General features: G+C 64.3%; 18 protein-coding genes. 2 read left to right on the top strand and 16 right to left on the bottom strand.

Going from position 1 to position 18906, the window contains the following annotated elements; translation table 11 throughout:
* Positions 1-78: 78 nt before the first annotated feature.
* From RMP10_RS21945 to RMP10_RS21900, 10 genes are all read right to left on the bottom strand, one after another.
* Positions 79-918, bottom strand: a complete 840-nt coding sequence (locus RMP10_RS21945) for a ferritin-like domain-containing protein (protein WP_309671930.1) — start codon at positions 916-918, stop codon at positions 79-81.
* Positions 919-930: 12 nt separating this feature from the next.
* The gene (locus RMP10_RS21940) at positions 931-1614 is read right to left on the bottom strand and encodes a ferritin-like domain-containing protein (protein ID WP_309671929.1); all 684 of its coding nucleotides are present in this window, start codon (positions 1612-1614) and stop codon (positions 931-933) included.
* A complete protein-coding gene (locus RMP10_RS21935; protein WP_309671927.1) occupies positions 1611-2219 on the bottom strand; it encodes a PEP-CTERM sorting domain-containing protein in 609 nt (202 codons plus the stop codon). Before RMP10_RS21935 ends, RMP10_RS21940 begins: the two co-directional genes overlap by 4 nt.
* 156 nt (positions 2220-2375) lie before the next feature.
* Positions 2376-4589 carry an aldehyde oxidoreductase molybdenum-binding subunit PaoC gene (gene paoC, locus RMP10_RS21930; protein WP_310572206.1) on the bottom strand — a complete coding sequence of 738 codons (2214 nt, stop codon included), beginning with the start codon at positions 4587-4589 and terminating at the stop codon, positions 2376-2378.
* Positions 4586-5545, bottom strand: a complete 960-nt coding sequence (locus RMP10_RS21925; RefSeq protein WP_310572205.1) for a xanthine dehydrogenase family protein subunit M — start codon at positions 5543-5545, stop codon at positions 4586-4588. Before RMP10_RS21925 ends, paoC begins: the two co-directional genes overlap by 4 nt.
* Entirely contained in the window at positions 5542-6195 is a 654-nt protein-coding gene (gene paoA, locus RMP10_RS21920; RefSeq protein WP_310572204.1) for an aldehyde dehydrogenase iron-sulfur subunit PaoA, read from the bottom strand. Before paoA ends, RMP10_RS21925 begins: the two co-directional genes overlap by 4 nt.
* 127 nt (positions 6196-6322) lie before the next feature.
* Positions 6323-6703: a PIN domain-containing protein gene (locus RMP10_RS21915; RefSeq protein ID WP_310572203.1), complete on the bottom strand. Its 381-nt coding sequence runs from the start codon at positions 6701-6703 to the stop codon at positions 6323-6325.
* Positions 6700-6987, bottom strand: a complete 288-nt coding sequence (locus RMP10_RS21910; protein ID WP_310572202.1) for a type II toxin-antitoxin system prevent-host-death family antitoxin — start codon at positions 6985-6987, stop codon at positions 6700-6702. The genes RMP10_RS21915 and RMP10_RS21910 overlap by 4 nt, the downstream gene beginning before the upstream one ends.
* Before the next feature lie 64 nt (positions 6988-7051).
* On the bottom strand, positions 7052-9289 hold the full coding sequence (locus tag RMP10_RS21905; RefSeq protein ID WP_310572201.1) for a TlpA disulfide reductase family protein: 2238 nt from the start codon (positions 9287-9289) through the stop codon (positions 7052-7054).
* Positions 9286-9831, bottom strand: coding sequence for a sigma-70 family RNA polymerase sigma factor (locus RMP10_RS21900; RefSeq protein ID WP_310572200.1), 546 nt, complete (start codon positions 9829-9831; stop codon positions 9286-9288). Before RMP10_RS21900 ends, RMP10_RS21905 begins: the two co-directional genes overlap by 4 nt.
* Positions 9832-10017: 186 nt before the next feature.
* Here RMP10_RS21900 and RMP10_RS21895 point away from each other — a divergent pair, with 186 nt between their 5' ends.
* Positions 10018-10557, top strand: coding sequence for an FKBP-type peptidyl-prolyl cis-trans isomerase (locus tag RMP10_RS21895; protein WP_310572199.1), 540 nt, complete (start codon positions 10018-10020; stop codon positions 10555-10557).
* Positions 10558-10565: 8 nt separating this feature from the next.
* Here the strand turns inward: RMP10_RS21895 and RMP10_RS21890 are convergent, their stop codons facing one another.
* A complete protein-coding gene (locus tag RMP10_RS21890) occupies positions 10566-12923 on the bottom strand; it encodes an ATP-binding protein (protein WP_310572198.1) in 2358 nt (785 codons plus the stop codon).
* 60 nt (positions 12924-12983) lie between these two features.
* On the opposite strand from RMP10_RS21890, the gene RMP10_RS23480 reads away from it, so the two are divergent.
* A complete protein-coding gene (locus tag RMP10_RS23480; protein ID WP_345785838.1) occupies positions 12984-13178 on the top strand; it encodes a DUF1289 domain-containing protein in 195 nt (64 codons plus the stop codon).
* A gap of 12 nt (positions 13179-13190) precedes the next feature.
* Here RMP10_RS23480 and RMP10_RS21885 read toward each other — a convergent pair whose 3' ends face one another.
* The 5 genes from RMP10_RS21885 to RMP10_RS21865 all read right to left on the bottom strand — a co-directional run bounded on the left by RMP10_RS21885 (position 13191) and on the right by RMP10_RS21865 (position 18898).
* A complete protein-coding gene (locus RMP10_RS21885; RefSeq protein WP_310572229.1) occupies positions 13191-14699 on the bottom strand; it encodes a PAS domain-containing sensor histidine kinase in 1509 nt (502 codons plus the stop codon).
* A gap of 82 nt (positions 14700-14781) precedes the next feature.
* Entirely contained in the window at positions 14782-15267 is a 486-nt protein-coding gene (locus tag RMP10_RS21880; protein ID WP_310572197.1) for a heme-binding protein, read from the bottom strand.
* 314 nt (positions 15268-15581) lie between these two features.
* A complete protein-coding gene (locus RMP10_RS21875; RefSeq protein ID WP_310572196.1) occupies positions 15582-16319 on the bottom strand; it encodes a hypothetical protein in 738 nt (245 codons plus the stop codon).
* Positions 16320-16409: 90 nt separating this feature from the next.
* Complete coding sequence (locus RMP10_RS21870) at positions 16410-18164, bottom strand: putative ABC exporter domain-containing protein (protein ID WP_310572195.1); 1755 nt, start codon at positions 18162-18164, stop codon at positions 16410-16412.
* A gap of 2 nt (positions 18165-18166) precedes the next feature.
* Positions 18167-18898 carry an ABC transporter ATP-binding protein gene (locus tag RMP10_RS21865; protein ID WP_310572194.1) on the bottom strand — a complete coding sequence of 244 codons (732 nt, stop codon included), beginning with the start codon at positions 18896-18898 and terminating at the stop codon, positions 18167-18169.
* Between the last annotated feature and the right edge of the window lie 8 nt (positions 18899-18906).

The raw sequence follows: 18906 nt of genomic DNA, 5'->3' as shown, positions 1-18906 counted from the left end.
ACTCACTCTTGGAAGAAAGGACACGACAGGGGATGCCTGTGCAGCGCGCCTGAGCAGAGCGCGCGCTGCACGTTGTGCTTACACGATGAACGGATCGATGATGGCCAGCACGGCGGCCATCGTCAGCGGTTCGTCGAATGCCTCCGTCACTTCTTTGGCGGACACACTGGTGACCGTTGTGACATTGAGACCGAGCTGCGTGGTGTTCGCCTCGCCGGCGTACACGGCGGCGGTACCGGGGATATCGGTATCCGCGTTGGTGATCCACCCTTCGTTCGGCTCGTTGTCGGCGAAGTTGCCCCGAAGTCGGCGAATCTCTGCCGCGTGCCGTGCTTCAACCGAATGGATCGTGAGCGCTGCTTGCAGCACGTCCTTGTATGGCTGAAGTGCAGGCGCCTGTCCCTTGTAGGCGCGAACGCCGGTATCCTCGAAGGCCTGCGCGACCGCTTTGAATGTGTTGTAGTTGGTGAACACGTCGGCAAAGGGTCCGTTGCCCGCGCCGTTGCCGGCGGTAAAGTCGAACACCGGCTTCGGTCGCGCCGCGGTGCCTAACGTGTCACGCAGATACTGCACATGCGCATTCTCGTGCGCTTGGATCGTGGTAAAGATCTGTCGATCGGCCGCCGGTATGAGATTCGACGCGGCCACGCCGAGGTTGTAGAACTCGGCTTCGAGATACTCGAGTCGGAGTGCGAAGTTGAGTACGCCGCTGACCACCGTGGGAAGTCGGCCCTGCCCGTACGCATCGGTAGCGAGTGCCGCCAGCGCGGCGGGTACGGTGCCGATGCGAAGCCCGGCCATGACGAGCCCGGAGGTCGTGACCCCCTTTGTAATGGCATGGCGGCGCGATACGAGATGAGCCGCCACGTCCGCATCAATGACGGTGAGCGCTGACACTGCGTCTGACTGCTTGGACATATGTCGTCGCTCCTAGGTGTTCGTGGCAGTGATGCTCTCGACGATGAACGGATCGGCGGCGGCAAGAACGGTTTGCGGCGTGTTCGCCGCGTCGAAGGCAGTGGGTGCGAAGTCGCCGCTTCGGGGATTCAACAGGTCACGAATAGCCGATGCGTGGCGCGCTTCGACTGACACGATCTTCCCGGCAACACCGAGGTACGCGGTGCTCGACAGATAGCGGGCCGCACCGTTGTACGCGCTCACCCCGAGATCTTCGAACGTACGGGCCGTTTGCAAGACGCTTAATCGATTCGCAAAATTGATCCCGCTGAAGTTCGGTGTGAGGTTGGGGATGCGTGCGCTGCCGAGCGCGGCCGCCAGGAAGTCCTTGTGAACGACCTCATGATCGCGCACATCCCGAAGCACACGTTGTTCATTCGCCGCGAAGATCGTTGAGAACTGTGCGTTGGTCACCACACTGACATAGAAGGCGGCCTCGAGCTGCTCGAGCGCGTACGCGTAGTTGAGCACGTCGATATCGTTGGAGAAGTCGAGCGTGATGCTGCCGTCGGCCCCAACCACGGCACGGGACGGCTCCAACTTCGGTGCAAACAGCTCCGCTCCGTCGAGGGAGCAGCCCGCGAGCGCCAGTGCAGCTCCCGAGAGGCCTGCACTGCGCAGAAAGTTTCGCCGACCCAATGTCTCTTCGAAGTTCATGCGCGTGTCCTCCGGCGGAGTCGAAGCAATGCAATACCCGCCAGCCCAGCCGCAGAAAGCAAAACGGTCGAGGGCTCCGGCACGACCTGCGTGCCTACGAGCGCGACGTTATCGAACTTCACGAGTGGCTCGGCAAATTGATTGCTCGCGGTCAGACGAAGGCTCGTGAGGTTGTTGAACGTGGAATTCAACATGACCGTCAGGAAGCCCGTCTGCATGCCGAGCAGGTCGAACGATTGCATGACGTTTCCCCCGGCCCGCGTTCCCGTGAACGTCACCGTCGTATTCGCTTCGAAGTACGGTGCGAGTGCGATCGACAGAAAGGAGAACTGACCGCCGCCCACACGTGTGACGTCGATGAGCGATCCCAAGCTCGTGTTGAGCAGGAACGACGGCGTCGTCGAACCATCAAAAATCGGACTGTTTGCACTGCCGGCAACGAACGCATCCGTCGCGGTCGTTCCAGTGCAGGGCACGCCAACAACGGTGAACTGGAATCCGCTTTCCACATAGCAGTTCGGAACGAACCGAATGCCCGCGCCCGGCGAGCTTTCGGTGAGTGCGTCGAAGGTGACCGTGGCGGCTTGCGCGTGCACGCTGTTCACGGGCCATGCGACGCCGGCGATACTGAGTGAGAGGAGAGTCAGTACGCCGGTGATTCGGGAGCAGGTTGGTACCATCACAGACTCCAGCATGAGAGGGACGCGGTGAGCCGCTACAGATTCGCGTGCACATCGCTCATTCAAGAATCGCGCCCGCTCCTACTCTGCTGAGATGTTGTCTGGCAACCCGCTCAGCAATTTGTCGAGGGTGATCGGATAGTCACGCACACGCACACCGGTGGCGTTGTACACGGCGTTCGCCACGGCTGCCGCGACGCCGCAGATCCCAAGCTCACCAACACCCTTGGCTTTCATCGGCGATGACACCGGGTCGGTTTGCTGCAGGAAAATCACGTCTTGATGCGGGATGTCGGCGTGCACCGGTACTTCGTATCCGGCAAGGTCGTGATTCACGAAGAAGCCACGACGCGTGTCGACCACCATCTCTTCCATCAACGCGGCACCCACGCCCATGGTCATGCCGCCGATCACCTGACTGCGCGCCGTTGTCGGGTTGAGAATGCGTCCGCTCGAACACACGGCCAACATGCGTCGCACACGTATCTCGGCCGTTGCGGCATCGACGAGGACTTCGACGAAGTGCGCACCGAAGGTCGACTGCTCGAAGGTCTTGTCGAGATCGCCGAACTCGATGAAGTCTTCGGCCACCATGCCGCTGTCACCGGCCGCGCTCGCCAACGACGTGCGCGTGCTGCCGGACCGAACCTCGCCATTCGTAAACACGGCGTCGGGGGAAAGTCCGAGCTTCTGTACGATGGCTTCGCGCAGCTTCATGCACGCGGCGTAGACGCCAGAGGTTGAACTGTTGCCGCCCCACTGCCCGCCCGAACCGGCAGACACGGGGAAGGTCGAGTCGCCCAGTTTCACAACGACTTTGTCGAGCGACACGCCCATCGTTTCGGCGGCGGTTTGCGCAATGATGGTGTAGCTGCCGGTTCCGATGTCGGTCATGTCCGTCTCAACCGTGATCACACCCGCCTTGTCGAGTCGTACGCGCGCCGCCGACTTGGTGACCGGGTTGCCGCGAATCGCCGCTGCCACGCCCATCCCCACCAGCCAGCGACCGTCACGCACGGTGCCAGGACGCGCGTTGCGCTTGCTCCACCCGAACTGCTCGGCCCCGGTGCGCAAGCATTCGATCAACGAACGCTGCGAGAACGGACGCGAGGGCTTTTCGGGATCGACTTGCGTGTCGTTGCGAATGCGAAGCTCGATGGGATCCATCTTCAGCTTCTCGGCCAGCTCGTCGACGGCGATTTCGAGCGCCATGAGCCCAGTCGCCTCGCCCGGTGCGCGCATGGCGTTCGACTCCGTGAGGTCGAGCACGGTGAGGCGTGTGGTCGTCATGCGATGCGCGCCGCCATAGAGCAGTCGCGTCTGGCTGACCGAGGCGTCGGACTGGCCGCCCTTCAGGTCGCCCGACCAGCTTTCGTGGCCGATGGCGCTGATTACGCCGTCACGCGACGCGCCAAGGCGAATGCGCTGAATCGTGGCGGGCCGGTGCACGGTGTTGTTGAACAACAACGGCCGTTGCAGCGTGACTTTCACGGCTCGGCCGGCGGCTCGCGCCCCGAGGGCCGCGAGGAGTGCGTCGGCGCGCAGGAAGAGCTTGCCGCCGAAGCCACCCCCGATGTACGGCGACACCAGACGTACGTTCGCTTTCGGGATCATCAGCGTTTCTGCCAAGTCACTCACCGCCCAGTCGATCATCTGATTGGAGGTCCAGAGAGTCAGCTTGTCGCCGCTCCACGACGCGATGGTAGCGTGCGGCTCCATCATCGCATGCGCGTGATCCGGTGTGGTGTAGGTGGCATCCAACTTCACCGCCGCGCTCGCGAACGCACTGGCAAAGTTGCCGACGGCGGTGTCGGGTGGTACGCCGTTGCTTGGTGGCGGCTTGATAGCCGCAGCTTTAGCGGCGGCCAGGTCGAACGATCCTAACGCCTTCAGGTATTGCACGCGTACGAGCTGCGCCGCCGCCGTCGCCTGCTCGAAGCTCTCGGCGACCACAAGGGCCACGGCTTGGTGATAGTGCTGCACATCGGGACCGGCCAGCAGCTTGGCGGTATTGCGCTTGGCCTTGCCCAGATTCCCGGCATCTGAGGCCGTGACAATGGCGAGCACACCCGGTGATGCCTTCGCGGCCACCGTATCGATCGACGAGATCTTGCCCTTCGCCACTGACGCACCCACCACCACGCCGTACGCGGCATTGGGCGCGGCGTCATGACGCTCGTAAGCATACGGCGCGGTACCGGTCGTTTTCAGCTTGCCATCGATGCGCTCGATGGGCTTGCCGATGACTTTGAGCTGATCGATCGGATTGGTGGTCGCCGGCTTGTCGTGTTTCATGAGCGAGCTCCCTTGGCTTGCGCGATAGCCGCGCCGAGCGCGCGCTCGACCAGCTTGAGCTTGAAGGCGTTCTCTTTGGTGGGTGTAGCACCGGCCAGCAGCTTCTTCGTTACCGTTTTGGCGCCGCTCGGCAGTACCGCGTCTGCACTTTCCAGGCGCCATGGCTTGTGGGCGACACCGCCCACCGCGACGCGGCCGGTGCCGTCGGGTTGCACGATTACGCCAACGGATACGAGCGCGAAGGCATACGAGGCACGGTCGCGCACTTTCAGGTAGACATGGGTGCCGCCAACGGGCTTGGGCAACGTGACGCTGGTGATGAACTCGCCGGGTTGCAGTACCGTCTCGATGTTCGGCGTGCTACCCGGAAGCGTATGGAAGTCGGCGATCGGCAGCTGGCGCGTGCGGCCGCTGGGGAGCACGGTATCGACGGTGGCGTCGAGCGCGCGAAGGGCAATCGCCATATCACTCGGGTGCGTGGCGATGCAGGCGCGGCTCACGCCAACCACACCGAGCAGCCGGCTGTAGCCGCCGATGGCGCTGCATCCACTTCCGGGCTGCCGCTTGTTGCAGGGCTGGTTCGTATCGTAGAAGTACGAGCAGCGCGTGCGTTGCAGCAGATTGCCCGCCGTGGTGGCTTTGTTGCGCAGCTGTCCCGAGGCACCAGCCAACAGCGCACGCGACAACAGGCTGTAGTCGCGCCGCACGAGCTCGTTGGCAGCCAAGGCGGTATTGCGTGCCAGCGCGCCGATACGTAGGCCACCGTTTGCAGTGGGCTCGATGCTATCGAGGCCGATCCCGTTCACATCGATCAGGTGCGTTGGCGTCTCGATCTCGTGCTTCATGAGGTCGAGCAGATTGGTGCCGCCGGCAATGAACTTGGCTTTCGGGTTCTTCGCCGCGGCGGCGGCAGCAGCGGCCGGCGTGAGCGCACGCTCGTAGGTGAACGGCTTCATGTGGTGGCTCCCGCCACGTCGGCAATCGCGTCGACGATGTTGGAGTAGGCGGCGCAGCGACAGATGTTGCCGCTCATACGTTCGCGCAGCTCGACCGCTGTGACGGCGGGCTTGGCCATGAGATCCATTGTGACATGGCTCGGAATGCCTTGCTTGATTTCGTCGAGCACGGCCACGGCTGAGCAGATCTGCCCCGGTGTGCAGTATCCGCACTGATAGCCATCGTGCTTCACGAACGCCGTTTGCATCGGGTGCATGGCGTCGGGAGTGCCGAGGCCCTCGATGGTGGTGATCGTGTCACGCTCGTGCATGACGGCCAACGTGAGGCACGAGTTGATGCGCGCGCCGTTCACGATCACGGTGCAGGCCCCGCACTGACCGTGGTCGCACCCTTTCTTGGTGCCGGTGAGCTTTAGCCGCTCACGGAGCGCATCCAGCAATGTGGTGCGCGTGTCCAGTGCGAGCTGGTGTGTCTTGCCATTCACATTGAGCGAGACATTCATCAGCGCGTTCGCGCCGGGCACTGCGGCGGTCTCGCTCGTTGCGGCCTCCGCTGTTGCATATGGTATGAGCTGCGATGCTGCCGCAGCGGTCGCACCGACCACTAGAAAATGTCGGCGGCTGAGATCGTACTCGTCGTGTAGTGACATGTCGCGTGCTCCCGGGGCGCGGCGTTCCGTGACGAGCGCCTGTCGACACGACGAGTCGACAGGCGCATTCCTGCATCACGGTTCGGGGAGCAATGATCGCGCCACCGTCGGTACCCGATCGGCTCGCTTACACCTGAAAACCGAGGGCTTTCGCCACCTTTCGTTGTGCGAGGTCGAGGGTGAGAAAGGTGAGCTCGGACGGATCGGGTGCCAGATACAGTGCGGTGGCCAGATGCCAACAATCCGCTCCGCGCGCGACCCCTGCCTCGAGCACTCGAGCAATCTCATCGGACAGTGAGCGGTCCGGAGCGATGAGCGCCACCTCCGCATGGAACGCATCGGTGAGATCACGCTGCTCTCGACGAAGCGCACTGAACACTTCAGCTTCGAGCAGTGTCGAGGAGACGACCAACGCAAAGCTCCGGCGACGCGTCAACATCGGCCGGGCACCCGGCTCGCCGAATGCTGCCGCGACGACGCAGGAGCTATCGAGATAGGCGGTCGTCATTCGCGATCGTCCAGAAATCGCTGCAAGGCGCCGGTCTTCCGCGGTCCGAAGGGACAGCTGGTATCTCCGAGTGAGGCACGCTTTGGCTTCAGCAACACACCGCGCGTTGTCAGCTCGGCGAGCCGCTCGTCTAGCGTCTGCGGACGCGTTGCGGGATCAATGGGGCGCAGCTCGGCGGCTGGCTGTCCGTGAACGGTGATAATGACGGTGCGTCCCTCGCGCACCTGCTTCACCAGCGCGGACAGCTTCGCCTTGGCCTCATAGAGCGAGTATTCGTCTGCCATACAAAAAGACTAGTCTAGTCAGACTATACTCGCAACCAGCTGGGCGTCTCGCCTCAGCACGCGCTCATAGCCCCAGTTCCGCCGCCAGCACCATCGCCGCTGCCCGCAACGCGACGCTCTCCAAGTCCGACGTCGCACCGAACATCACGTTCCCCTTGGCGTCGAGCAGATACGCCTGTGGCGTGCCCCAGTTGTTGAACGCCTTGCTCGCGACGCCGCCGACATCGAGATACACCGGCAGCGTGAACGACTTGGTGCGGAGCACGTTTTGCAGCGCCGGCGTACTCTGAGGCTGTTCGACTACGGTGATGGTGCGAATGCCGCGTTTCGCCAATGCGGCCGCGGTCGCCTGAATCTCGCCGAGCGCGTCGACGGCGGGGCCACAGTCGGTACTCCAGAACACGACCACGGTAACCTGCGGCGCCAACAGCGAACGCAGCGGAGCACTGCTGCCGTCGAGCGCCCGCAGCGAGACAGCAGGCAGTACCCGACGCTTGGCGCCGGCCATCACGCGCGTGGCGAGATCGCGCCGGGCACTGCGCACGAGCTCAGCCCACGCTGCGGTGCCGACTTGCGCCACGCCCGCTGACTGCAACGACTCGCGTCGCGACGGTGTGGTGCTGGGGTCGACGCTGATGCGCGCCGACATCGTGCGTGCTGTGCTGCTGTCGCCGACTTTGAGACTCGTTTCGCGCACGGTGTTGAATACCGACAGATCCCAGCCGGCAGCCGATGCCAACGCCAGCGTGTCGAGCGCCGCGCGATGGGCGCCGTCGTCGGCCAAGGCACGACCGAGCTGCGCTAATGCGAGTCGCTGCGAGCGGGCCAGTCGCTCCACCTGCTCGGTGCGCGATTCGTCGAGTGCCCGCAGCTGGGTGCGCGCGTTGGCCAGTCGCGCAATCTCCGCGCGTAAGTGGCGCTTGCCTTCGTCGCGCCATGCGGGAGCGGCAAGCAGTCGCACCGCGACGTAGCGCGCGGTGGCTGGCGATGAGTCGACCGCGATGAGGCGGTCGGCCCACCGCCGTAGGTCAACGGGGTTGGCAGTGGCCGGCGGCAGCAGGCGCAGTGCGGCCGAGATGACTTGCGAGGCGCGATCGGCGGGTACATCGGGCCACAACTGTTCGAGCCCGGCGAGCGCGGTGGTGGTGTCGCGACGCGTAGGCAGTTCGCGCGACGCAATCGTGAGCATGCGATCCTGCACTGCAAACGACTGCGTCGGTGCTTCACGCAGCAGTCGTTCACGCCAATAGGCGTTGGCCACGCTGTCGGCACGGCGTGTGTACCAGAAGGTGGCGCCGATCAACTCCGGCGAGAGATCGCGCATCGTGCGATGGCGCGCATCGAACATGGCCAACGCTCGGCGATGCGCGCCGCGCGTACTGTCGGTTTCGAGTGACATCCACGACTCGAAGCTCTGCAGCCAGTTCCACGCGCCGAGCGAATCGGGATACAGCTGCATCATGCGACGCGTGGTGGCGAGTCCTTCTTCCCAGCCGCGTCCCATGAGATCGTGGTTGCGCTGATCCAATGCCGAGAGCAGCGGCGCCCCATTGGCACCGGCCCGCATAACCTCCCAGGCGCGACTACCCAGATCGTCGACCGCCAGCGCGGCCGTGTCTTCTACGGCAAGCGCAGCAAAGACCACCGAGTCGGGCAGCGTGAAGCGACCCACGTATTCGTTGCCGGTGGTGCGCTGCAGCGTGGCAATCTCCACGACCGGCACGCCCACGTTGTAGCTCTCTCCGCGCGTCGTGCGAATGCGCGCGCGCAATCGCAGTGCGGCTGGCCGCCCCAAGAGCGCGCCGGCATTGTAACGCACGCTGACCACTTCGCCGGCCTTGGGCAGCGCGGTGGACAATGTCATGGTGCCGGAGATCATGCCCGCTTCAATGACCGGCGTGCCGCGGAACAAGGCGATGGCTGACCACGCCGCGATGCCGGCGGCGATGGTGGTGGGAATGCGCCAACGCGTGCGTCGCGCTACCTGCGCGGCCACTGTCGGCACATCGTCGGTCATATCGTCATCACCAAACGCATCCACATGCTCCGGCATGAGCACACGAACGCCCGCAGCACGCGATGCAAGTATCCGTGCGCGCAACGCCGTTGGTGCGGCCTCGAGCGGCAGTTGCTGCGCGCGCGCGTCGAGCTCAGTCAGGAACTGCACCGTACGCTCACACTCGGCGCAACGCTGCAGATGATCGGTCAGCGCGCGGTCACGCGCCGAGAGCGGTGCGCTCACATAATCCTGCCACGTAGCCATGGAGGGATGTGCGGCGTGCAGGGGAGAGGGCGTGGTCATCTGGTGATCCTGGCGCGAAGCTGTTCGAGGGCGCGGGTGTGGCGCACACGCGAGTTGCCTTCGGAGATGCCGAGCATCGTGGCGATCTCGGGATGGGTAAAACCTTCGATCTGTCGCAGCACGAATACGGCTCGCAGCGTGTCGGGCAGCATGGCGATGGCGCGTTCGAGTTCGCTCGCGTCGCCGAGGTCGCCGGCGGTGTTGGGCGCTGCGTGCCCGATGTCGGTGAGTGTGTCCTCGCGACGTCGCTTCACGCGGCGCAGTCGCATGAGTGCCACGCGCACGGTGCGGGTGGTGAGCCACGCGCGCAGCGCGCCACGTTCTTCATAGCGTCGCAGCGCCTCAGGCAGCCCGAGGAACATGTCGTGCACCGCGTCTTCGGCGTCTTCGCGTGAGCCCAGCAGTTGGTGGGCCACGCGCAGCAGTCGCGGCGCGAACTCGTCGTAGAGTTGGCCGAGTGCGTGCGGATCACCGGCTCGCACCTGATCGATCAGGTGCGTCGGTTGGTCAGTCACTCGGCGGGAGGCGGCAGGAGCAGTCATGATGGGGTGGATTGTCTCATGAATGCCGTGGGGAGGGGGAATGTTACAGGGCTTTGGGCTTTGGGCTGTGGGGCTTTGGGCCGTGGGCTTTGGGCTTTGGGCTGTGGGCTGTGGGCTGTGGGGCTTTGGGCTGTGGGCTGTGGGCTTTGGGTGAAAATCTTGGGGGGAGGGGGTAGTGTTCAGGGTATGAGACTTACGCTTGCTGTTGTGATGACGGTGGTGGTGATCGCGGGGTGTGCTCGGGCGCCGCGGTATGCGCCGCCGATTCCGGCGGTGGAGGGGAAGGCGGTGTCGCTCTTCTCGCTCGATGGGATTGACCTGGTGGTCGGTGCTGGCACGCCGCTCACGGCGGGGCGGTGTGTGTATGCGCACTACACGGGGTGGACTGTCGACGGCAAGAAGTTCGATTCGTCGCGTGATACCACTAACGCCGGACGCGTAAAAGACCCAATCAGCTTTCCGCAGGGATTCCGTCGCGTGATCGCGGGATGGGATCTGGGCTTTCAGGGCATGCACGTGGGCGGGTCGCGCCGGCTCATCATTCCCTGGCAGTTAGCGTACGGCGAGAAGGGGCGGCCGCCGGTGATTCCGGAGCGGGCGACGCTGATTTTCGACGTGGAGCTGATGCAGGTGGCGGATACGATTCCGCGTGCCGATGGGGCGCCGCGGCCGGCGGGACAGGCGCCGTCGTGCCCGGCATGGAGTGCGGTGAAGCCGGCGTCGTAACCGATCGCTTAGCTCGCGAGCGCGGGGAGCCGTATGGTAAAGGCGCTGCCGTGACCGGGTCCGTCGCTGTGTACGCTGATGTCGCCGTCGTGCAGTTCGACGAGGCCGCGCACGAGGGAGAGCCCGATGCCGAGTCCGCTCCGTGGGCGGCCGGCGGCTGGGTCGACTTGTGAGAACATGCTGAAGATGTGCTCGTGATCATCGGCGGCTAATCCGATGCCGCTGTCGCGCACGACGATTTCCACGACGCCGTTGCACTCGCGGGCCTGTAGCTCGATGTCGCCACCCGGCTCCGTGAACTTGGCGGCGTTGCCGAGCAGATTGGCCAGGACCTGGGCCATGCGATCGGGGTCGACGTACAGCGACAGCGGTTCGTCCGGCACATCGATGTGCAGACGATGTTCGCGCGCGTTGAGGATCGGCGTGACGGTCTCGATGGCGGCCTCGATGATGCTGCTGAGCGACACGTCACGTCGCTCGAGCCACAGGCGACCATGCGTAATGCGTGAAATATCGAGCAGGTCGTCGAGCAAGAACGCCAGCTGGCGCGTTTGCCGGCCGATCACATCGCGGCACCAGGCGAGATCGCGGCTCGAGATCGGATCAGCCTCGAGCATGGTGACGGCGTTCAGCAGCGGCGCCAACGGATTGCGCAACTCATGTGCGAGCATCGCGAGAAAACGGTCTTTCTGCCGGTCCGACGCCCTGAGTGACTCCTCGAGCACCTTGAGGTCGGTGATGTCGATGACGAGTCCGGTCAGCACATCGTGGCCGCTCACGGGGTCACGCTCCACGCGTCCTCTCGCGCCGAGCCATCGCACCTGGCCGTCGGCGTCGCGGATGCGGTACTCGCGAATGTAGAACGTTCCCGTGGCTTTCGCGTTGACGACGGCGGCTTCCACGATGTGCCAGTCTTCGGCCGCGATGTTCGCGGTGTGCTGCTCCAGTGTGGATGTGACCACGTCACCAAGATTGTACAGTCGCGCCAGATTGCGATCGTGTCCGACGACGGTGGTGTCCATGTCCCACCACCAGACGCCGATCTCCGCCGCCGACATCACGCCGGCGAGCCGGCCGTTGGCCGTGCGCAGTTGATTCTCCACGCGTCTGCGGTCGGTGATATCGCTGGAGACCGCCAACACGCCATACACTGTGCCGCCCACCGTGCGCAGTGGCGTGCCTCGCGTGAGGAAGTAGCGGCCGAACGTGCGGTGTTCGACTTCGAACGCGTTGCCATTGAACGCGTCGCGAAGGTGCGGTGCGTACGCGGCCACCGTCCCGGCGTCGAAGACTTCGTCGATGGTGCGACCGACGAAATCCTGCGGCACCCGTTCGGCCGTGAGCAATGCCTCGCCACCAGCCATGACGAAGCGCAGTGATTCGTCGATCACGAATACGGCACCACCTGGCAACTGCTCGGCCAAGGCCCGATAGCGCGCTTCGCTGTCGATCAGTGCGCTGCTCGCGTTCACGCGATCGGTCACGTCGGACCCATGCGCGAAGACACCGGTGATGCGTCCGCCGTCGTCGCGAATGGGCTGGTAGACGAAATCGAGATAGCGTGTTCGCGCGATGCCGTCTGACGGTGCAGTGAGCGTGAGCGGAACAGCTGTGCCGAGAAACGGCACGCCGTCGTGATACACGCGGTCGAGTAGCGCAAGGAAGCCATGCGATTCAGCTTCGGGCAGCACGTCGATCACGTTGCGCCCGATGCAATCGCGTCCACCGATCAATTCACGGTACGGCGGATTGGCAAACTCGAAACAATGCGTCGGGCCTTCAAGAATCGCCACAAAGCCCGGCGCCTGTTCGAAGCGCGATCGCCACCGTGCCTCGCCCGACTGCAGCCGTCGCTGCGCGAAGACATGCTCGGTGGTCTCGGTGGTGAGGACAAGCGTACCGCCTACGCCATTGGGCGCCCCGTCGTCGTGAATGGGACCGTAGCTGTAGGTCCAATACGTTTCCTCGAGCCGACCGTGGCGCTGGATCGGAATGCGCTGGTTCTCGTGCCACGTGGCGCCTTGTCCGGATGTGACCAGCGCGATCTGCGGCGCAATCACATCCCAGGCAATGGCCCACGCGTCCGGGCCTTTCATACCGAGGATGGACGGGTGCTGTTCGCTGCCAAGCGAGCGACTGTAGGCGTCGTTGTAGAGGCAGATGAGATCGGGCCCCCAGAACACGAACACCGCGTGATTCGTGGTCAGCATCATCCGCACGATGGTCTTGAGCGGTGCCGGCCAGCGCTCGGCCTCGCCCAGCGACGTCGCGGCCCAATCGAAATCCCGGATGCGCCGTCCCATTTCGCCACCGTCGGCGAGAAACGAAGCAGCCCCGAGTACGGTGGCGCCGGAGGCATGACTCATGGGGTATACTAGCCAGCGAACCGCGAAGAAAGTGGAGGCGCAGTTGACTAAATTTCTCGGATGAGCGACTCGTCCCTTTCGATTGTTCCGGCGACCTCCCCGTGCATCAAGGTCTGCGTCATCGACCTCAACGGTGAGTGCCGTGGTTGCCGCCGTACCCTCGCGGAGATTGGAGGCTGGTCGTACATGTCGCTCGACGCACGACGCGCGGTGAATCAACGCATCGGTTTTCGCGGACACGACGAGCAGCGATAGTCGCGCGCGCTGTTACATCGCCAGCGGCAGCCGAACGCTGAACGTGCTGCCGTGCCCGAGTCCGGCGCTGCGCGCCTCGACCTCTCCGCCATGCAGTTCCACGATGCCTTTCGCCAGCGAGAGGCCGATGCCGAGGCCGTCGCCGGAGCGCGTACGGGTGGTGTCGACCTGACTGAACATGCCGAACACGCGTTCGAGATCCGCTTCGGCGATGCCGATGCCGGTATCTTCGATTTCGATCACGGCGTGCAGTCCGTCGCGCAGAATGCGCAGCGTGATGATTCCGCCGGCGTCGGTGTACTTGGCGGCGTTCGTGAGCAGGTTACAGCATACCTGCGCCAGCCGCACGATGTCGCCGTATACATGCAAGCGTTCACTCGACACATCGACCACGAGATCGTGGCGGCAAGCCTCGATGGCAGGGCGCGCCATTTCAATGCCGCGCTCGAGCATGGCGGTGAGCGTGACTTGTTCGCGCTGCAGCGTGATCTTGCCGTGCGTGATGCGTGACAAATCGAGCAGGTCATCCAGCAGGCGCCCCATCTGCGTGACCTGACGCTCGATGATGTCGCGACACCAGAGCAGTCGAGCGGGCGAGATGGGATCCTGCAACAGCGCGACCACGTTGCCGAGTGGCGCGAGTGGATTGCGCAGCTCGTGGGCCAGGGTGGCGATGAAGCGGTTCTTCTGATCCACCGCGTCGCTGAGCTCCAATTCGATGCGCTTCCGATCGGTAATCTCGCGGACGAAGGTGTCCCGATACATCGGCGCGCCCTGCTCGTCTGGCACGAGGGTCATGATCGACCAGAACCAGCGCAAGTCGCCCGAACTCGAGAGGCTGCGAAACTCCGACTCGGCGCGACCATCGCGCGTGAGCCGCTCGATGGCGGCGATGACCGCGGGCCCGTCGTCTTCGTAGACCATATCGAGCAAATGCACGAAGTCCTTCTGCATCATCTGTTCGGCGGAGAAGCCGAACATCTTCATGCTGGCCGGACTGACGTACTCGTAGTGCCCGGTGTGCAGGTTGGTCCGCAGGTACAGGTCGGGCATGTGCTCGACGAGCAGGCGGAAGTGTGCGTCGCGGGCTTTTAGTGCGAGTTCGGTGGCGCGTCGCTCCGTGATGTCTTCGAAGACGGTGTACACCTCCACCGGCTTTGGCGCATCCGCATGCATGATGGGAACGGCGTCGATGCAGATCCACCGGCGCTGTCGCTCGCGCGGATTGTAGACCCCCATGATCACGCCGCGGACCGCGACGCCAGTGGCCAGCGCGCGCATCGAGGGATGCTCCGCCGCAGGAAAAACGGAGCCGTCTTCCCGCACGGTGTGCTGTTCGGCATGCTCCGAGGTGCTGCCGAGCATCTCGGCCCGTGACTGTCCGAGGATGCGCTCGGCGGCCGGATTCATGGCGATGATCCGACCGTCCGCGGCCTGATGGACGACACCATGCAACATGGTGTCGGCCAGCACGCGATACCGTGCGTTGCTGTCGCGAAGTGCCGCGAGTGCATGCGGCAGGTCGGGGGTGTCGATACCGTCGGAAGTCAGAGTGTTCAGAATCTAGCCGCGCAATGAGGGCCCACGGGAGTTCACGACGTGCTCACAATTTGATGACAGCCGCAATTGCGGTCGCGGCGACTTGTTCGTCCTGCGCGCTGGTGGCTCCGCTCACCCCGACGGCGCCGATCACCTTGCCGCCGACCAGAATGGGCAAGCCGCCCTGAAGAGCGACGAGTCCGTCGACCGAAAGGAACGTAAGCGTATCGCTCAGAATCCGGTCGGCATACACTTTCGTGGGCCGGCCGAAGCGGGCGGCGGTACGGGCTTTTCCCTGCGCGATCTGGACGGAGCCGGTGCTGGCATTGTCGAGCTTGAGGAAGCCCAGCAGGTCACCGGCGGCATCGGTGATGGCGATGGACACGTTCCACTTGTTCTGCTTCGCGGTGGCCTCGGCGCTCGAGAGCAGGCTCTTGACCGCATCGGCAGTAAGCATCTTGGTGTCGGCGAGCTGGGCCGCCGAGACTCGGGGCGTGGTGACCGCGAGGGCGACAACGGCGGCGGCGGAGAGCAGGCGAGTGAGGCGCATGCTTGGTGGAGGGCTGGAGTGAGGTTGAGGTCAGACGCGAGGCAACAGTTAGCTGGATTCTTGGTGTTACGCCAGCTTTTGACTGATCGGCTGGGTTCGGTAACAGCTCGTTCACGCGAAGGGCGCGAAGTCCGCGAAGGGACGCGAAGGAAAGCAAACAGCGCGTTGTCTGTTGTCGAAAAAGAAAATGACCCACCGTCGAGGCGATCCGACGGCGGGTCATTCGTGTGACTTTCTGCAGTTCTTCGCGTGCCTTCGCGGCCCTTTGCGCGCTTCGCGTGAACCAGCAGTTTACGGTCTATCCGCCAGCACTCCTAAAGCGATCCCAGCAAGTCGTCGATCGCCTTCCGGTCCGCGTCTTCCAACGGCTCGGCCCCGTGAATGATTCGCGTCAGAATATCGACCGCTTCTTCGGCCAGGTTGTCCGGATACTTGCGGTCCTTGGCGAAGCGCACGATGTGGCCGAGGAGGATCGTCTCGAACGGTGACTCGTCGTCGCCATCCTCGTCGTCATCGTCGTCCATGTCGTCATCCATCTGGTCTTCGGCGTCGCGCATCGCTTCGTAGCTCGGCACGCTTGCCTTCCACGGTTCCGACGAGTGCGCGTCGGAATCGAGCGAGGCGCGCGGGACCAGCGCGAACAGGCGGCACTGCAGCCCCGGGGCCTCTTCGTAGGCGAACAGGCCAAGGGCGACCGGCTCTTCGAACAGCTTGAGATCGACGAGCCGCTCGATGGCTTCCGGCGGCATGGCGCTGCGGGCCACCATGCGGCCGTCAATGTAGGCGGCCAGTGCCGACGACTCCGGCGCGCGCGGGTCGTCCAGGCGCGACACGACCAGCGCGATCGGCTCGCGCGTGGTCACGAAAACGGCAGGCTTCGCCTCACCATCGACATCACCGGTGCCGATGCTGTCGGTGACGCCGTAGTCGCTGTCGTCGTCGTCTTCGTCCTCAGCCCCTTCGTCGTCGTCGGGGGACTCGGGCGTGTCGTCGTCGTCCGGCGTCTCGTCGGGTGTTTCGTCGTCGGGCGCTTTGAATTCGTCAGCCGGCATGGCTCATCTACACGGTTCGTGAATCCTGCATCGGGGATATACCCCGGCATGGCAGGTTAGGCACCAAAGCATCGCACGGGAAGGGCGACGTCAGGTGGAGGCCGCGACTTCACTCACATCGATCTTCTCGAATACGCCACCCAGCCAGAACAAGATCGGCCAGAGCTCGGCCACGACCACGGCGCAGGCCAGCACCGTGGCGACGAGCACCGACCAGCCACCCCAGTCGTTGGTGAACCAGAGGACCAGTCCGCCCAAGCCGACCGGGAACACCAGGGCGATCGCGGCCACCAGCGTGGTGGCGCCGGTGGTGAGCAGGTTCTGCCCCATCGTTTCGAACCCGCGCGCCTCGGTGCCCAGTCGCACCCACGCCGGAAAGAGCAGCGCCGTGCCGTTCTGAATCGTGAACATGAGCGCGTTGAAGATCGGCACGCCCACGATCACCGACACGATAATGGGGATCGTGGCGCCACTTTCCGCCAGCATCGCCGGCTCCTGCAGAAACATCACGAGCGGCACGACCATGAGTGACCACACCGTGATCGAATGCAACGTGGTCACGGCTGCGATCTCTGCTGCCACGATGCGCCAACCGGGCAGGGGCATCGTCTTCAGCATCGCCAAACGCGGCAAATCGAGCCGCAGGTCGAAGCGCATCCACAACGGGCCGATGAAGAGCAGCATCGCGCCCCACCCGAAGGTGACGCCCATGAACACATCGCCGGCGCGGTCGGAGGCCGAGCGCGTGACGGCGGCGAGCACGGCCAGACCGACGGTGAACGTGAGCAGCTGTGTACGCCATGCTCCACCGCGCAGTGCGGCCACCACGTTCTTCCAGGCGATGGCCATTTCCGGACGACCGGTCAGCGCGAGCGACGGCACCTTGGCCAGCTTGCCCTTCCGCGAGCGCGAGTTACCCATCTGCGATGTGCGGAAGCGATGCAGTCGCTCGGCGCGATGCTGCGTGGCTTCAAGCGCCGCTTCTTCGAACGCCTTGTCGAGCCGAACCACCCAGAAGTAGTGCAGCAGCAGCATCGCGACGGCCCACGGCATGGCCGCGAGCCATTTCGCCCCACTCCCAAGAAAGACGGGTTCGAGCACGGCGCGCACCGGCCACAGCGCGGCGGCGGGAACGGGCGTGCGAAGCGCATCGGTGACGGCGAGCAGCACGGCCTTGGTGCCCGACAGACTGGCCACCTTCAGCAGCGGCCACGCCGTCACGACGCCGTAGATCACGGCCACCAAGACCGCACCGAACACGATGAGCGGCAGAATGAGCCGACGACGTGCTTTGCCGACGTGCTCCATCGCGTTGGCGTGCACGATGGAGGCGCCCAGACGATGGAGAGCGAGTGAGGAGAACAGCATCCACAGCGACAGACCGCGTTGCCATCCTTCCACCGTACCGCCGCTGCCGCGGAGCAGGACGCTGAAGATGAACGTGTTGAGCAGAATCGCGAGCTGCATGCGCACGAGCTTCGCATGCACGAGCTGTCGTCGGCTCACCGGCGCGGGAAACAGGAACTGCACTTCGGCCGGCGTGAAGGCGAGGGCGCTGCGCTCACCACCGAACACCCACCAGCGCGCGGCCGACAACAACATGAGGGCGCTGGCGATCGGCACGGCCACATCGGTTTCGACGATCTTCGCGAGCGGTCCGCCGCCCAACCGTGAATTGCGGAACAGCGCCCACCAGATGTAGAGCATGCCCATCACGACGGCCGCGAGATAGCGCGGACTCTTCGCGCGCGCCAGCTGTTGGCGTAGGCGATTCCGGACGGTGCGCTGATACAGGAACAGCATGGCCGGCGCCGGCGCGGGCTGTTGCACAGCCGTAGGCGTCATGTTCACGAGGCGGTGTCGTCGCCGGTGAGGGCGATGAACATCTCCTCGAGTGACCGACCGGCCAGATCGGGACGCGACTCGACGATCTCGGCGATAGTGCCCAGCGCCACCGCCTGTCCTTTGCGAATCACCAGCAGGCGCGTGCACAGCTCTTCCACCAGATGCAACAGGTGCGAACTGAGAATGACGGCCGCGCCCTCGCGCGCCCGTGCGGCGATCGTCTCCTTCATGCGACGGATGCCGACCGGATCGAGTCCGGTGAGCGGCTCGTCGAGCAGCAACGCCGACGGCTGATGCAGCAGGCCGCAGGCGATGGCCAGCTTCTGCTTCATGCCGCGTGAGAGTTCGGTCGGGAGGGCATCCTTCTTCGCCGTAAGCTCGAGTTCTTCGAGCAACACGGGAATACGTGGGGCCGCGTCGTGTACTCCATACAGGCGCGCCACGAACTGCAGATGCTCGGTGACGGTGAGATAGTCGAACAGCTGCGGTTCATCGGGGATGAACGCGAGCCGCGACTTGGCGGTCACGGGATCGGTGTGCAGGTCGATGTCGGCGATCCGAATGCTGCCCGATGTGGGCTGCAGAATGCCGGCGAGGGCGCGCAACGTGGTAGTCTTGCCGGCGCCGTTGGGGCCGACCAGACCGAGCACATCGCCCGGAGCCACGCGGAATGACAGCGACTGCACGGCCACAGTGTCGCCATACAGCTTGGTGTACTCGATGACGTCAATCATGAACAAAC

Source organism: Gemmatimonas sp. (assembly GCF_031426495.1).
GTDB lineage: Bacteria > Gemmatimonadota > Gemmatimonadetes > Gemmatimonadales > Gemmatimonadaceae > Gemmatimonas.
The sequence above is the reverse complement of the archived record's forward strand: the minus strand, read 5'-3'. Positions and strand labels throughout refer to the sequence as shown.

Excerpts from the sequence above, each read along its gene's own strand:
- paoA (WP_310572204.1), bottom strand. The coding sequence starts at position 6,195 with ATGTCACTACACGACGAGTACGATCTCAGCCGCCGACATTTTCTAGTG.
- RMP10_RS21895 (WP_310572199.1), top strand. The coding sequence starts at position 10,018 with ATGAGACTTACGCTTGCTGTTGTGATGACGGTGGTGGTGATCGCGGGG.
- RMP10_RS21880 (WP_310572197.1), bottom strand. The coding sequence starts at position 15,267 with ATGCGCCTCACTCGCCTGCTCTCCGCCGCCGCCGTTGTCGCCCTCGCG.
- RMP10_RS21925 (WP_310572205.1), bottom strand. The coding sequence starts at position 5,545 with ATGAAGCCGTTCACCTACGAGCGTGCGCTCACGCCGGCCGCTGCTGCC.
- RMP10_RS21875 (WP_310572196.1), bottom strand. The coding sequence starts at position 16,319 with ATGCCGGCTGACGAATTCAAAGCGCCCGACGACGAAACACCCGACGAG.
- RMP10_RS21940 (WP_309671929.1), bottom strand. The coding sequence starts at position 1,614 with ATGAACTTCGAAGAGACATTGGGTCGGCGAAACTTTCTGCGCAGTGCA.
- RMP10_RS23480 (WP_345785838.1), top strand. The coding sequence starts at position 12,984 with ATGAGCGACTCGTCCCTTTCGATTGTTCCGGCGACCTCCCCGTGCATC.
- RMP10_RS21910 (WP_310572202.1), bottom strand. The coding sequence starts at position 6,987 with ATGGCAGACGAATACTCGCTCTATGAGGCCAAGGCGAAGCTGTCCGCG.
- RMP10_RS21915 (WP_310572203.1), bottom strand. The coding sequence starts at position 6,703 with ATGACGACCGCCTATCTCGATAGCTCCTGCGTCGTCGCGGCAGCATTC.
- paoC (WP_310572206.1), bottom strand. The coding sequence starts at position 4,589 with ATGAAACACGACAAGCCGGCGACCACCAATCCGATCGATCAGCTCAAA.
- RMP10_RS21890 (WP_310572198.1), bottom strand. The coding sequence starts at position 12,923 with ATGAGTCATGCCTCCGGCGCCACCGTACTCGGGGCTGCTTCGTTTCTC.
- RMP10_RS21900 (WP_310572200.1), bottom strand. The coding sequence starts at position 9,831 with ATGACTGCTCCTGCCGCCTCCCGCCGAGTGACTGACCAACCGACGCAC.
- RMP10_RS21870 (WP_310572195.1), bottom strand. The coding sequence starts at position 18,164 with ATGACGCCTACGGCTGTGCAACAGCCCGCGCCGGCGCCGGCCATGCTG.
- RMP10_RS21865 (WP_310572194.1), bottom strand. The coding sequence starts at position 18,898 with ATGATTGACGTCATCGAGTACACCAAGCTGTATGGCGACACTGTGGCC.
- RMP10_RS21945 (WP_309671930.1), bottom strand. The coding sequence starts at position 918 with ATGTCCAAGCAGTCAGACGCAGTGTCAGCGCTCACCGTCATTGATGCG.
- RMP10_RS21905 (WP_310572201.1), bottom strand. The coding sequence starts at position 9,289 with ATGACCACGCCCTCTCCCCTGCACGCCGCACATCCCTCCATGGCTACG.